Origin of the sequence: Enterobacter cloacae complex sp. IR53041 (assembly GCF_049238285.1) — a bacterium.
GTDB lineage: Bacteria > Pseudomonadota > Gammaproteobacteria > Enterobacterales > Enterobacteriaceae > Enterobacter > Enterobacter roggenkampii.
Map to the genome: position 1 here is coordinate 32341 of NZ_JBMKHB010000003.1, position 14210 is coordinate 46550.

The following is a 14210-nucleotide window of genomic DNA, read 5'->3' on the forward strand; positions in this document are numbered from 1 at the left end:
ATCAGAAGTGAAAGATTTGTGATATGAATAACAATAAATTTACATATTGGTTTTTATTGGTATTAAAATCAGAGTGTTAATAAACTTAATGGGTTTCTGTTAGACTTTTTGACGGAAAACGTGTTTTTTATAAAAGCATCTTTTATGAATTGTTTACGTGTTAATGATGTGAAGGGGAGAGGCTATGCATGATTCATTAACCATCGCGCTGCTGCAGGCGCGGGAAGCGGCGATGTCCTACTTCCGACCGATCGTGAAGCGCCATAACCTGACCGAGCAGCAGTGGCGCATTGTGCGCGTGCTGGCTGAACATCCGTCGATGGATTTTCACGATCTGGCGTTTCGCACCTGTATTTTGCGCCCGAGCCTCACCGGCATTCTGACGCGCATGGAGCGCGACGGTCTGGTGCTGCGCTTAAAGCCGCTGAACGACCAGCGCAAGCTGTACGTCTCGCTGACCAAAGAGGGCAATGCGCTGTATGAGCACGCCCAGGCGCAGGTGGAGGAGGCGTATCAGCAGATTGAGGCGGAATATACGCCGGAGAAGATGAAACAGCTGACGGCGCTGCTGGAAGAGTTTATTGAACTCGGAAACCGACATAACGCAGCGCGGGAAGAAGAGTAAAAACCACAAATTTCAGGATGAATTTCGTAAAGTTTTCCCTTTCCAGGCCGAAAATTCTGTATCTGTCTGAGGAAAGAGAAAACATGTTAAACCGTATCAAGATTGTCACCAGCTTAATGCTGGTTTTAGCGATATTTGGCCTTTTACAACTCACATCCGGTGGTCTTTTCTTTAATGCTCTGAAGAATGACAAAGAGAATTTCACCGTCCTGCAAACCATTCGCCAGCAACAGTCCACGCTGAACGGCAGCTGGGTTGCGTTGCTGCAAACCCGTAATACCCTGAACCGCGCGGGTATCCGCTACATGATGGATCAGAGCAATATCGGTAGCGGCGCGACCGTGAACGATTTGATGCAAATCGCGTCTGCGTCTCTGAAGCAGGCGGAAAAAAACTGGGCTGCCTACGAAGCCCTGCCGCGCGATCCGCGTCAAAGCGATGCGGATGCCATGGAGATCAAGCGTAACTATGATATTTACCACGGCGCGCTGGCGGAGCTGATCCAGCTGCTGGGCGCGGGCAAAATCAACGCCTTCTTCGACCAGCCAACCCAGAGTTACCAGGACGGTTTTGAGAAGCAGTACGTGAGCTACCTGCAGCAGAACGACAAGCTGTACCAGATGGCGGTCGAAGACAGCAACAGCTCCTACAGCCAGGCTATCTGGGTGCTGATCGGCGTCCTGATTGCCGTGCTGGTGGTGATTGTGGCCGTCTGGCTCAACATCAAGCAGACGCTGATCTCCCCGCTGAATCGTCTGATCGACAACATTCGCCATATCGCCAGCGGCGACCTGGTGAAGCGCATTGAGGTTCAGGGCACCAACGAGATGGGTGAACTGGCCGACTCGCTGCGTCATATGCAGGGCGAACTGGTGCGTACCGTTGGTGACGTGCGTAACGGCGCGAATGCGATCCACAGCGGCGCGAGTGAAATCGCGATGGGCAACAACGACCTCTCCTCCCGTACTGAACAGCAGGCCGCTTCCCTGGAAGAGACCGCTGCCAGCATGGAGCAGCTGACGGCGACCGTTAAGCAGAACGCCGAGAACGCCCGTCAGGCGAGCCATCTTGCGCTGAGCGCCTCTGAAACCGCGCAGAAAGGCGGCAAAGTGGTGGACAACGTGGTGCAGACCATGCGCGATATCGCGGGCAGTTCGCAGAAAATCGCCGACATTATCAGCGTGATCGACGGCATTGCTTTCCAGACCAACATCCTGGCACTGAACGCGGCGGTAGAAGCGGCGCGTGCGGGCGAGCAGGGCCGTGGTTTTGCGGTGGTGGCAGGTGAAGTGCGTAACCTGGCCCAGCGCAGCGCCCAGGCGGCACGCGAGATCAAGAGCCTGATCGAAGACTCCGTGGGTCGCGTGGAAGTGGGTTCAACGCTGGTCGAAAGCGCCGGTGAAACCATGGGTGAGATCGTGAATGCGGTCACCCGCGTCACGGACATCATGGGTGAAATCGCCTCTGCGTCTGACGAGCAGAGCCGCGGTATCGACCAGGTCGGTCTGGCGGTGGCAGAGATGGATCGCGTGACCCAGCAGAACGCCTCGCTGGTGGAAGAGTCTGCCGCAGCGGCAGTCGCACTGGAAGAGCAGGCAAGCCGTCTGACGCAGGCCGTGGCGGTGTTCCGCATTCAGCAGGAGCAGATGAAAGCGCGTGAGTTCGCTTCTGCGAAAACCGTTGCAGCACCGGCGATGGCGCGTAAAACGGTTACCGCTGATGCTGGTGATAACTGGGAAACGTTCTAACGCCGTATGTTGTGCCGGGTGGCGGCTGCGCCTTACCCGGCCTACGGTTCGTGGTTTTGTAGGCCCGGTAAGCGCAGCGCCACCGGGCGATATTACAGAGGCAGGCGCATGGCGCAGCGCGTTTCATACGCGAAACCGTGCGCCGTCTCTTCTTCCCTTTTCTGACGCAGTTCAGGCGTCAGCGTCGTCATTTTTTCAAACCCCAGCCGCGCATAGAACGGCGCATTCCACGGGACGTTCCTGAACGTCGTCAGCGTCAGCGCTGTCAGCCCCTTTCTGCGGGCATGGTCTGCCACGCAGGCGATGAGCTGCCTGCCGATCCCTTTTCCCTGCCAGTCCAGATCAACCGAGAGTTCGACAATAAACAGTGAAGACGGATGGGCTTCGGCAAGGATAAACCCGACGGGCTGGTCGTTTGCCAGCGCCAACCAGCTTAACCCGCGTTCGACATAGCCGAGGTGTTGCTCAGCGGAAATGACCTCGTCATCGGCAAGCCAGGCGAGTGCCGGGAAGTCACGGAAGCGCCCGGCCGCCGCGCGTTCAATGGCGGGCAGGGCGGCAATGTCGTTGAGGGTGGTGGGGCGAATGCGAAGAGTCATGGCGACAAGTATAGCCTGACCCGTCGACATTATTCCGAGCAGATCAGCACCGGCGAATAAAAATTGCTGATCACCAGCGCGTCTTCCGGCGTGCGCTCGATCGTCAGAAGCCTTTTATTGCCCAGCGTCAGGCCGGCAACGTATTTTTCAAAGACCCCGGGCGGCATGGCGTCATGGCTAAAACGCTCCACTTTTTGAATAGCGATCTCATACAGTTCGCCCTCCACGTGACGCCATTTAAACATCTCCTGGCGGGAAACCTCCCAGCTGCGTGGGGCATTCACCACGCTGCCGTTAACCGTGATGTACCCGGTTTTGTCGGGATGAAAACGCATAATGATCTCACCGTCAAAGGTGAAATCGTGGTTGTCGCGCCGGTCGGAAAAGGTCAGGTTTCCGTCGCAGGCCACCGACAGCGGGGGCGTGTGAAAGTACCACGCCAGCACGGTGCCCAGCAGCAGCAGGTTGAGGATCAGGATTAGCCAAACTTTTTTGTGTCTCATCATCACCACTCGTAATAGTAAAGCGTACGACAGGCGCTGGCTTTACCCTGCGTGAGGGAACATTGGGAGAGCACCAGCCGCCCTTCGTGGCCGTAGAAAAGCGTTCTCTGAATGTGCATGTAGAAAATTGAATTTTTCAGGCACGGAAGATGGCCGTCCTTCTGAAGCGTTTGCGCCAGCGTTATTGCCTTCCCGTGAAATACGTCCGCCAGCGGCGTAAAGGTGTAGACCGGGCAGGTGCCGATATGCGTCAGCAGATGGATCTCCCTTTGTGAATTTTCTGGCTTGGTTAGCGCGATCCAGAGGCATAGCGCAACGACGACCAGCGTGAGCGCGCCGCAGAACAGCCATTCCGGGCGAACGCGCCATGCAGGTTTCGCCGTTTCGGCGGTCGGCGGGGCCTCCTCCAGCGGAGTGACCGTAACGTCCGCGCTGAGCATAAAGCCCGTTTTCGGTACGGTAACGATAAGCAGCGCGTCGGGAAGCAGGGCCGCGAGCAGCTTGCGCAGAATGCTGATGTACTGGTTTAAGGAGTTGTTAGACCCCTGAAGCCCTCGCCGATCCCAGACTTCCTGGAGAAAGGTTTCCCGTTCAACCACGTTCCCATGATGCTGAACCAGCAGCTTCATGATGGTATTGGCCGTACAGGTGAGGAGCTGCGCATCCTCATCCGGCGCATTGATAAGAGAAACAGAACCGTCCTCGTCGTTATAGACGATGGCGTCAGCAAGCAGGTATTTCATAAGTTGTTGTAATAAAAACAGAGATAAAAAATAAAAAGAGAAGGTCTACGCCTTCTGGGCTGCATTGCTGGCTATTTTAACGCCACTGTTACCGATAACATTGATCCAGACAGGATTTTGGGTGGTTTAATAAGTCAGCGTGATAATCACGTCATCAATAAATTCCCCGGTACCGGTTAGCGGCTGTGCCGGGACCTCGCCGTAAACGGTGTAGTTCTGGGTGCCGCCAGCGGGATTGGTGACCTGCAGCGCATCGCCGCTGCTTTGATCTCCCCAGCGTTGCGTGGCCGCCTCATCCTGCCAGAGCCCGTAGCGCAGGCACTGGCCCTCGTTGTTGCAGAGCTGCCGCTGATTACCGCTGGCATGGTTGCCTTTGCCCATGGCAAGGGTGAATGCGGTTCCAGCCGGGCAGCGCGTGGTCAGGGTGGCGGTGGAACGCGTCGGACGCAGGGTCGCGGTACTGGTCAGGGTGCCGAAGTTAAGGGGCGTCACGCGCTCGATGTAGCATCCCTGGCTGATTTCGGCCTGCGCGCTGGTGCCGCCCTGCACCTGCTCCCCCTCTGCGGAACCGTCCGAGCAGTTTTGCAGGGCATCCTGACGCAGGGCGCTGTGCCAGGCGATGCGCAGATTCATGTTGTAGTTGTAATAGTGGTAGGCCGGAAGCTGGCTTTGCCCTGCCGGAATGGTAGCGATAAGCGGAAAGGTACCGCTGACGTTGGCATTGCTTTGCGCGGCCAGAGTCTGCTGAATCAGGTTCCCGCTGCTGGCAGGCCCCAGCTCCTGAGATCGCGCTGCACCGTTCAGCAGGCGGAAGAGGAGGGTGTACTGTTTTCCCTCCTGATCCCCCGGCGAGATCATCTCAAAGGGCGGGGCGTCTACGCTGCTCAGGCAGACGTTGAGATATTCCGTCCTGCCCTCGTTGTCGGCCTGGCAGCTAAACTTGACCTCGGTGTTGACGGAGGTGGTATTGCCCGCCACGACGTTGCCAAAGTTAATGGCGGGCATGGAGGTTATCCAGCAGGCTGCCGCCATCGCCTTTACGGACAGGACGAGCAGCAATAATAACGGCGCTCTTAATGACACAGTTGTTCTCCCATATTCTGTATAGATGACGCGGTACGGGGCGCCGGAAGCGCGACCCGGCACTCTCCCTCACCGGTCTTCACCACCAGTTCACCCGGCAGGGGCGGATCTTCAAGCCAGATAAAGCCATCGCGGCCCACGATGGTGGCACCCTGCGGCGTTGACACGACGCTGCCCAGCGGGAGCGGCCTGCGGCGGCTGTCGACCAGCCGGGCCTGAACCGTGACGGCGTGATGGACGTTAAAATCGACTTTGACCGCGCTGTTGTTGCCCGGCCTGGCATGCATGTCGGTGACGGGGGCGATCACATCGGCAGGCAGATCGAGCGGGTTAATGCTGACTTTGCTGTTGTGGTAGCGCGGCAGGTCGGTCAGCAGGAGATAACCGTCCTCATCCGTTTCACCGGCCGGGCGGTTTTCCAGCATCACCGGTACGTGCCCAATACCGTGCGTGGAGACCAGCGCCATGCCCTGCTGGATGTAGCGCAGCGCGTGCAGGCTGCCGTCGAGCAGCGTCAGGCTACCTTCGGCGGAGGCGTACTGGTTGCCCTGGCTGGCACCTTGCTGCAGCCCAACGTGCCATTCGCCCGCGCGGCCCAGATAGCCTACGTCCGCATATTTTTCACGTCGTTCGCCAAAGCCCTGGCCCAACTCCCATGACCAGCCGCCGGCCTCATCGTCCGGCTGGTGGCGGTAATCCATGCGCGGCGTATCCCGGCTGGCCTGAGCGGAGAGCGTGTCCTCGCGACCCAATGGGACGGAAAACAGCAGCTGAACGTGACTCGACGCATCCGTAAACGAGCGGGTGTAGCTCAGCGTGGTGGAGATGTGTGCCGGCAGCGACACCGACCAGGAGGCGTTGAGGTAGCGCTCTGTGCTGCCCTGAATGTTCTGCTGTACCCAGCCCGCGCCCACGGTACCGAAATGGGGGATGGACTGGCTTACCCACACGCTGTCGCTGCGCCTGACGGGCGCGGCACCGCTCATGCGGGCGTTGTCGGCGAAATCCGCTTCGGTACGGACGGTGCTGGCAGAAATGCCCGTTCCTCTGCCGTTCCACTGCCAGCCGAGGCCCCACTGAACGCCCTGACCGTAAGGGCTGTCGCTCACGGCAACGTGCTGGCTGACCACCCCTACGGCGGGAGAGACCAGCCAGTCAGCACCCGTGCCCACGTTGTGCAGCCTGCGCTGCTGCTCCGTATGCAGCGCCAGCGTCAGGTGATTATTCACCCCATAGCGCCAGCCTGCGTCCAGCAGCGGCGAGGCGGCATAGTCGTCGGAATGCAGGGCGTAGTTTTCGCGCATCCAGCCGATGTCCAGCGAACCGCTGCTGAGCCCTTCCGCCAGCATGCCCGGCGCGCCGTAGAGATCGAGCTGTACGGTGCGACGCTGGCCGTTGATATCGGTAATCACCACCTCCGCCTGCCCGCTTCCGGTGAAGGAGGGCAGGGTATCCAGCAGAAAGTCACCCGGCGTGACGCGCTGGCTGCTCTGCTTAAGGCCGTCGATATACAAATCGACCGTGGAAGGCAGTACGGCCGTGTCGCTGTAGCGGCTGCGCGGTTCGGTATTGAGTTGCGGATTGAGCTCAAAATTACGTGCCCAGTGCAGCCCGCCAAAGCGCACCTGTCGGCTCCAGCGGGTGCCGGTGGTGATGCTGTCGCCCAGCGCCAGCGTGGTCAGCGAGTCGGTGTTGTCCCACTGCCAGCGGGTTTCGAGACGCGTGTGGGTCGGTCGACCGGCGCTGTTTTCCTCCCCGGCATGGCTTGAGAAACTGCTGCTGAACGTTCCGGGTAATCCTCCGGATGCGGTCAGCATGGTCTGGGCGTTGAGCTGGCGCTTCCCCTGCGCATCGCTGGCGTAGAGCGCGTATCCGAGCGTATAGGCGCTGACGGGTTGCGCATCAGGGTAGCGATACATCGGCGCGGGCTTTGAGGCGGTGAGATGCTGCTGGCCCTCGAGCGCCTCTGCCTCAGCGGTAATCGACACCTGCTGGGACAGCACGTCGAGATTAACCTTCATGCCCGGCAGGGACGTCAGCTCAACCCATTCGGCGCGATCGTCCGGGGCGTGAAGCCCCAGCTTTTTCATGTCGCTGCGGCTTATCCATAACGCATTATTCACCACCCGGCAGGCCCAGAGCTCGCCTCGCGGGGCGTGGTTTACGGTAATGGCCAGCCATTGTACGGTGTCGGCGGGTTCAGTCCGGGCTGACAGCATGAGCGGTAGCCAAAACAGGAGCGCGAGAAGCGAGCGGGCGCAGGGGTATCTGGCTGGCATGGTGGTCATCATTGAGATAGACGCGCAGCGTGCTGAGCGCGTGACGTGAAGCGTGTTTAAGCGGCAAAAGGGCGGTTTGTCCCGGGAGCACATAGCCCGCCAGGCCTTTAATCGACCCTACAACCTGCCCATCGGCCGTCAGGGCTTCAAGGTGGCTGAGACGGATGTGGCGGTTTCCGGCATTAAAGCAGCGAAGGGTGGCCGGTATTTCAGACTGCTCACAGCTCAGGGCATCGTGGCTGACGGGCGCGCTCTGGTTCCCGGCAATAAACACCGGAATCGAGTAGCGCAGCAGGAAGTGCACCGCGGTGGGATTGGCGGCACGGGACGTGGCGTCCGGCAGTTCGTCGATAACCAGCCGGTAACTTTGCTCCTGTGCACGGATGCCGGGCTGCATGACGATAATACGCACCAGCTGCTGCTGGCCCGGCGCCAGTGATGTCATCGCCGGGCTGCTGACCACCTCCCCGGTGGCCACCAGAACATCTTTACCGTTTTTTTGCGTCCATTCGTACACCCGAATCTGCGCATGGATGGCCGCTTTCCCACTGTTAGTGAGATAGATAGCCGCTGCCCGCTGGTCGCTCTGCAGATCGAGCGTTACCGGGGCCACCTGAAGCGTGGCGGCCAGCGCGTAGCGTGACAGCAGCGCCAGCATCATGAGCCACAGAATGAAGCAGGAAAGATAGCGACGCACGATCAGTACTCCAGTTTTAACGTGATATCGTCGCTGTAGGTACCTGCCTGGGCGGTTGTCAGCGCCCCGGCGTCAATCACGCCATACAGCGTTTCTTCCTGTTCCGCACCGTTGCCGGTATCGTCCAGCCCATTCGTGCCGGTGATTTGCGTCTGTTTGCCTTCGTCAGCAAAGAGCTTCCACGCAATCTTCTGCGCGCCCGTGTCGCCGTTTTCCGGCTTCAGCCAGAAGGTTCCATTTTCGCCGTCGTTGCTGGTGGCGGTCAGAGTGAACGGCGTGCCGTTGGTGCAGACGATATCGACCTGCGTTTTGGCCTGGATTTCGCTCGACTCATCGGAGCCGTGACGCGAGAAGTTGAGGTCGTTGGCTTTGAGGGTGCACGACTTCACGACCTCAAGTGATACGTGCATCGTCGCGCTTGCGGTGCTGTCTGCGGCGATCGCAGCAGCAGGAAGCAGGAGAACGGAACAACATACAACGGTGGGAATAATTTTCATGATCTTATTTCCTGACGTGAGTAACAGTGCAATTACAAAGCGAATGACTGAGCGTCCAGCAGGCAGCGTTTTTGATGGAATGCCGCCAGGTTGTGGCAGCAACAAGTGGGGCAAGGCCATAAACAGGCATTGCCGCGCAGAACGATGACCATATCGCCAGCATTCGGAATGAGAGGGGGCATTTTCTGCCCCACAGATAGCCCTGGCCGTAATCGGCCGCGCTGGCGCGGGCCAGTGCGAAATCACCTGCGGTTTCAATGCCTTCGATCAGCACCTTGCTGGCGACGCGCTTGCACTGGCGGGTGAGATGCAGAAACTTCGCCTGCTCGGTCCGTCCGTTCCAGAAGGTATGTTTGTCAATTTTGATGCCGCAGAAGCGGATCTGGCTGGTCAGAAGTTCGGGAAGAAGTTCTTCGCAAACATCGTCTGCCCACACTTCTATCCCCCACTGATGGAGCGTTGCGATGCATTTCCGCAGCGCCCGGCTTTGCGTATCGTCGAGTTGTATCATCGAATGGAGATCGGTGACCTCGATAGCAAGTCTCTCCGGGCAGGGGGTTTCTTCTTTGAGCCTGTCGAGGAAGTCCGTGTCCAGCAGTAAATCCGATGTCGCATTGAGGTAATACTTGTCGCCATCCTTGCAAAACATGGCGTGACGAAGCTGCGCAAAGAAGTGCGCTTTACGCTGGTTCGCGGTCATCGAGCCAAAGTAATCTTCAAGATTGACGTGAGGCTTTGCCGTGGACAATACCTCCCAGGCAATCACATTTTCACTGCGCAGTGCCCGGATGGATTCGAACTTATAGCCGGTTAGCATGATAAAAGTGCGTAACGCTCCGTGGTGATTTCAGGAGCTGCACATTTTATGTATTTGGTTTTTGGCAGGATATTTATAGATAAAAATGGCTTATATAAAGTGTTTTTATCTATTTTATAAGATTTATAAAGGATTATTTATTTTCATAAGCGCCCGACAGAAAGCCGGGCGCGACGTGCATTAGCCCGCTTTGCTGATGATTTTGATTTCGACCATGCCAATTCCGATCTCGCGCGGCGAATGCCCAAGAATATTTCCCTCATTCGTCGACTGCGGGTCCGGCGGTACAATCACCAGGGTATTGCTGCGCGAAGGATTCTCAAAATGCAGCGTTTGTGTGCTCACGTCGTTTCCAAGCGTTAACGTCTGCTCCCGATCGCCCACGCGCACGGGTACGGGCTTGTTAGCATTAGGCCCATAGGCCCTGGCGGTGATCACCAGATCAAATTGTTCCGGCAGGGGATGGGTGTACTCAATTTTCACCTCATTGCCCAGCTGCGCGTTGGACCAGCGTCCCCAGGACTCCGGCCGCGAGATGCCGCTAAACTGTTTCACTTCCTCCGGCGCGCCGGCCACGTTAAAGATAAAGCTGTCCGCTTTGTAGCGAATATCGTTGTCGACGATTTTCAGCATGTCGACGTTACGCTGATAGCGCGCGGTATCAATCACCGTATCTTTAAAGGCGGTTTTGCCCTTCCACTGCGCCTTATCCACGTGCTGAACGGTTTGCTCTCCGCCAAGCTGGCCCTGCGAGACGCACCAGTCGGTCGAGAGCGCCAGCGGCTGCGACCAGAGCTGGCCCATTTTGTAGCACCGGTCGACCCAGACGAAGTTATCGCGTGGCGCAAAATCGGCCAGCTGGTAGCGCAGCGGCGCGGAATACTCGCTTTCCGGCAACGGCTCAACGCGTCCTTCCGATACGCGCAGCAGCAGCGGCAGACGGAAGTTGCTGCCCGAGAAGGCAATGGTGTTTTTATCCCGATCGACGGTGAAGTCCTTCATCTCTTTCGGGAAGTTCCACAGGCGGATGATGTCGGGCTTCCAGGCGAGGATTTTTTCCTTCATGTTGAGGAACACTTCCGACAGGGATTGCCCCGACAGCGTGCTGCGGCCCAGGCCAATAAAGTTGTCGCCGCCCAGGATGTCCAGCACGGTGGCGCCGTTATCCATGGAGTTGCGTTTGGTGGCGATCTCCTCCTGCTGCGGCTGGTCGCCGCGCAGGACGAAGAACAGATTGCTGCGATCCTGCTTGTTGAGCTGATCCCACGCACTGTTTTTCATCGCCAGATGGTCAGATGAGACGACGATGACGGTATTTTTAAACCAGGGCGAGGCTTTGATTTTCTCGACCAGTGCGGCGATGTGCTCCTGACTGCAGGTGACGGCGCTGAACGATTTGTTGTTTTTGCCATCAATCTCATAGCTTTTGCGCTTGCAGGTGCGCGAGACAAACCCGTCCGGATGGTGGGTGTCCACCGTCAACGCAAAGAGAGAGAAACGCTTCCCCGCGCGGGACAGCTCCTCGAATTTCTTCCAGGTTTCGTCGAGTACCGTATCGTCATAGAAGCCCCAGTCGTTGCGGTAGCTCGGATCGGCAACCGTCGTTTTTAACTCTTCTGAGCCGTACAGGTGGTCAAAACCGTGGGATTTCAGGAACACATCTTTTCCGGCGAAGCGCAGGTTTGCTCCCTGCATAAAATAGTTTTCGTAGCCGGAGTTTTTCAGGATATCGCCGAGGCAAATATTCTGCGGGAAGAAGGTCGACATGGAGGCTGAGGCGTTACCTTCAAAAGGCGCGAACAGCGGGATACCACACTGGGAGGCAACCATCCCGGCAATCGTATAATCCGTGCCGGGCAGCTGCATGGTGTGGCTGAAATCGAGACCTTCATTTTTCAGGGCGCCCAAATCTGGCGTCAGGTCCGGGAAGGCATCGTTATCAAAGTAGGTGCGCTCCAGGCTTTCACCATAGATATAGACCAGATTGAGCGTCGGGTTGGCGATCGTTTTCGACGGCTCTTTGTAGTAAGCCGCGAAATCCGGATCGCCGTCGCGCGACTGGGATTTCACCAGCTCGGTGATCTGATGGAACGCCGGGCTGGCGTCGACGGAGGCCAGCGCCAGGAATAACGCCAGCAGGCTGTAGCCATGATGGTGTGGATGATGGCGACGGCGACGCAGCACCCAGGCCAGCGCGCCAAAAATCATCACCAGCGCGACGATAAGGCCGAGCCCCGGAAGTATGTACTTACCCACACCTGCGCCCGTCAGGCTGTTCGTCAGGGTGTAGAGCACCGCATCGTTAATACCGTCACCGGTAAAGTAATCGCTGGCGTATAAGGTAATGTTTAAAATAATAAAAATGCCGAGCACCACCAGCGTGGCGATAAACCACCAGGTGTGACGGCCGGCTTTCCAGGCGTAAACGCCGACAGAAGCCAGAAAAAGGATAAGAGACAAGAATTCTGACAACAGCATATCCTCATGACGCCAGGTGCTTCGCTGGCTAACTGTTTATTTTTTGGGTGATACAATGTAATTGCGATGTCGTTAAGCTGCAATTTTAGTGTCACGAAAGTGTGCTGTTGTTAGGATTTGGTTTAGAAAATCGTTTTTATGAAGATGTGCACATCCTGACAAACGGACGCTGAGACGGTGGCAGGCAGGAAAAACGCTCATTTAGCGCCGCGCTGCAAGACTATCGCACTAAACGCGGCGTGTTGTGGCAGAAAATGGGGTGGATCAGGAGATGAAATTAACGCCTTGTTTCAGCACCAGATCGCAGGCTTTGGTTTTCACCTGTTTGGCCAGAGAAGAGTTGCCGAGGGTGCTCAGGTTAAGCTGCTGACCGTTCTGCGCGTTAAGCAGGCCCTGAATGCCGTCCATGTAGTTGGTGTCCGCTTTTTGCTCCTGAGTATCCAGACCCAGTTTACCCAGCACCTGGTTTTTCACGTTTTGCGCGTCGGTCACGGAGGCCAGCTTTTGCTTCGCGCAATATTCCAGAATCCCCGCCGCGTTGTTCATCGTGCCCGCGCTGAGGCTCTGGGAGCTGTTGCCCAGCAGGCTGGTGAGGGAAGAGGCGGAGAGTCCGCCCTGCGTGCTGCTGCTCTCTTTGGTCAGCTCATTTGCTGCGCTTGACAGGGATTCCTGCCAGGACGCCGCCTGCGCTGCGCCGGTTACCAGCAGCGCGCCTAAAAAGGTGCTGATTAGAATCTGTTTTTTCATCATGGCTCTCTCAAAAAGGTCCGTTTTGGGCCGAAGGGGTTCCAGTATATACCTGCGACCTGTCGGCGATTCCTGGAACTGTCTTAATACTCTTTCCCGGTGACGCGGCTGCGGTAACTGTCCCAGTCGAAGATGACATACAGGCTGTTACCCAGCTTCATGCGGTCCATGACGCGTTCCCCCAGCAAGCGGGTCATCTCGTCGATGTTGTGGTTTGTCAGCATGCCGGTCGGGCGTTTGGACGAGGAGCGGCGATCGACAATCTGGTTGATGATGACTTTTTCATAGCGGGATTCCGTCTGAACGCCAATCTCATCGATGACCAGCAGGTCGACGTTACTCAGATCGTTAAGCAGCTGTTCTTCGCTGGTTTCACGGTTGCTGAAGGTGTCTTTCATCGCGGACATGATATCGGCCACGGTGATGATGAGGACCGATTTACCGCGCAGAAGCAGCTCGTTGCAGATGGCGGCAGCAAGGTGGTTTTTGCCGGTGCCCGGCTTGCCGCTAAAGATGAAGCTGGCGATATTGCCGTCGAATTCATCCACGTACTGACGCGCGGCGGCGAGCGCGTTCATCTGCCCGGTGGTCTCAATTTTATAGTTATCGAACGAGCAGTTCTGGTGCAGGGGACGAATACCGGAACGGTTAAAGGTGCGCTGCATTTTCATCGCCCGATTTTCGCGGGCGAGCGCGGCGGCGCGGATCTTGCCTTGCTCTTTTTGCCACGCCAGCAGCTCTTCACCGGTGGTGAAAGCAGGCTTTACGTTGGCAGGCATCATTTTTTGCAGACGTTTCATCAGGTCGCCGACGTTCTTCATTTCGCACCTCGGAATCCGCTGGGGATCTGTTTATCCGGTTCTGAAAAGGCATTGATATCACGTTTTGGCTGGCCGTTGTTGCCGGCGCGGGTAATCTGAAGATGACGCGCGAGCTTTTGCTGCCACTGAATATGGGTGAACACTTTACCCTCCGCCTGCCACCAGGCGGTAAACGCGGCAAGCTCTTCCGCGGTGGCGGGTTGGGTTAACGCAATGCCCCACAGCGCGGCCTGCCGCTGAAAATCTGCATCCGGCTGCCAGCCCGCATAGAGGGCAAATTTACCCATCGGAACGGTCACGGGAACGTTAACCGGTTCATCAAAGAACTGGGTATCCAGCGTGACATCGCTTGCCGGGCGTGCCAATTGCGCTTCGATCTCCAGAAGCTGTGCCAGACGTTCCGGTGTGATTGCGTAAAACGCTGGCGCGTTGTCGGCAAAAACCGCAACCGTGCCGCCTTCAGCGTGGGTCAAGACACCGCGTGGGTCGCGCATAAAGGCATCAATACCAGCAATGCTGGTGGTCAGAATTCTGGAGGACATAACGCTTACTCTACTGATGACTACGGGCGTG

The 14210-nt window shown here is 57.3% G+C and carries 14 protein-coding genes; 2 read left to right on the top strand and 12 right to left on the bottom strand.

Annotated features, from left to right (window positions below; translation table 11 throughout):
* Window positions 1–184 precede the first annotated feature (184 nt).
* The gene (hpaR, locus tag ACOTXF_RS02995; protein WP_008502106.1) at window positions 185–625 is read left to right on the top strand and encodes a homoprotocatechuate degradation operon regulator HpaR; all 441 of its coding nucleotides are present in this window, start codon (window positions 185–187) and stop codon (window positions 623–625) included.
* A gap of 83 nt (window positions 626–708) precedes the next feature.
* Complete coding sequence (gene tsr / locus ACOTXF_RS03000; protein WP_232926666.1) at window positions 709–2373, top strand: methyl-accepting chemotaxis protein; 1665 nt, start codon at window positions 709–711, stop codon at window positions 2371–2373.
* Window positions 2374–2465: 92 nt separating this feature from the next.
* Here the strand turns inward: tsr and ACOTXF_RS03005 are convergent, their stop codons facing one another.
* The 12 genes from ACOTXF_RS03005 to dnaT all read right to left on the bottom strand — a co-directional run bounded on the left by ACOTXF_RS03005 (window position 2466) and on the right by dnaT (window position 14179).
* The gene (locus ACOTXF_RS03005; RefSeq protein WP_232926664.1) at window positions 2466–2972 is read right to left on the bottom strand and encodes a GNAT family N-acetyltransferase; all 507 of its coding nucleotides are present in this window, start codon (window positions 2970–2972) and stop codon (window positions 2466–2468) included.
* A gap of 29 nt (window positions 2973–3001) precedes the next feature.
* Window positions 3002–3475 carry a hypothetical protein gene (locus tag ACOTXF_RS03010; RefSeq protein ID WP_032635519.1) on the bottom strand — a complete coding sequence of 158 codons (474 nt, stop codon included), beginning with the start codon at window positions 3473–3475 and terminating at the stop codon, window positions 3002–3004.
* 2 nt (window positions 3476–3477) lie between these two features.
* Complete coding sequence (locus tag ACOTXF_RS03015; protein WP_232926662.1) at window positions 3478–4218, bottom strand: winged helix-turn-helix domain-containing protein; 741 nt, start codon at window positions 4216–4218, stop codon at window positions 3478–3480.
* A gap of 126 nt (window positions 4219–4344) precedes the next feature.
* Window positions 4345–5301, bottom strand: a complete 957-nt coding sequence (locus tag ACOTXF_RS03020; protein WP_025912122.1) for a Csu type fimbrial protein — start codon at window positions 5299–5301, stop codon at window positions 4345–4347.
* Window positions 5292–7580, bottom strand: a complete 2289-nt coding sequence (locus ACOTXF_RS03025; RefSeq protein ID WP_232926661.1) for a fimbria/pilus outer membrane usher protein — start codon at window positions 7578–7580, stop codon at window positions 5292–5294. The genes ACOTXF_RS03020 and ACOTXF_RS03025 overlap by 10 nt, the downstream gene beginning before the upstream one ends.
* Window positions 7501–8277, bottom strand: a complete 777-nt coding sequence (locus tag ACOTXF_RS03030; protein ID WP_025912124.1) for a fimbrial biogenesis chaperone — start codon at window positions 8275–8277, stop codon at window positions 7501–7503. Before ACOTXF_RS03030 ends, ACOTXF_RS03025 begins: the two co-directional genes overlap by 80 nt.
* Before the next feature lie 2 nt (window positions 8278–8279).
* Window positions 8280–8774, bottom strand: a complete 495-nt coding sequence (locus tag ACOTXF_RS03035) for a Csu type fimbrial protein (RefSeq protein WP_023293340.1) — start codon at window positions 8772–8774, stop codon at window positions 8280–8282.
* Window positions 8775–8778: 4 nt separating this feature from the next.
* Window positions 8779–9591, bottom strand: coding sequence for an EAL domain-containing protein (locus ACOTXF_RS03040; protein WP_232926659.1), 813 nt, complete (start codon window positions 9589–9591; stop codon window positions 8779–8781).
* 180 nt (window positions 9592–9771) lie between these two features.
* The gene (gene opgB, locus ACOTXF_RS03045; protein ID WP_023326656.1) at window positions 9772–12063 is read right to left on the bottom strand and encodes a phosphatidylglycerol--membrane-oligosaccharide glycerophosphotransferase; all 2292 of its coding nucleotides are present in this window, start codon (window positions 12061–12063) and stop codon (window positions 9772–9774) included.
* 270 nt (window positions 12064–12333) lie between these two features.
* Window positions 12334–12816, bottom strand: a complete 483-nt coding sequence (locus tag ACOTXF_RS03050; RefSeq protein ID WP_021240596.1) for a DUF2501 domain-containing protein — start codon at window positions 12814–12816, stop codon at window positions 12334–12336.
* An 83-nt stretch (window positions 12817–12899) separates the two neighbouring features.
* Window positions 12900–13637 (bottom strand): DNA replication protein DnaC, encoded by a 738-nt coding sequence (dnaC, locus tag ACOTXF_RS03055; protein WP_008502094.1) that lies wholly within the window; start codon window positions 13635–13637, stop codon window positions 12900–12902.
* Window positions 13634–14179 (bottom strand): primosomal protein DnaT, encoded by a 546-nt coding sequence (gene dnaT, locus ACOTXF_RS03060; RefSeq protein WP_021240595.1) that lies wholly within the window; start codon window positions 14177–14179, stop codon window positions 13634–13636. The genes dnaC and dnaT overlap by 4 nt, the downstream gene beginning before the upstream one ends.
* Between the last annotated feature and the right edge of the window lie 31 nt (window positions 14180–14210).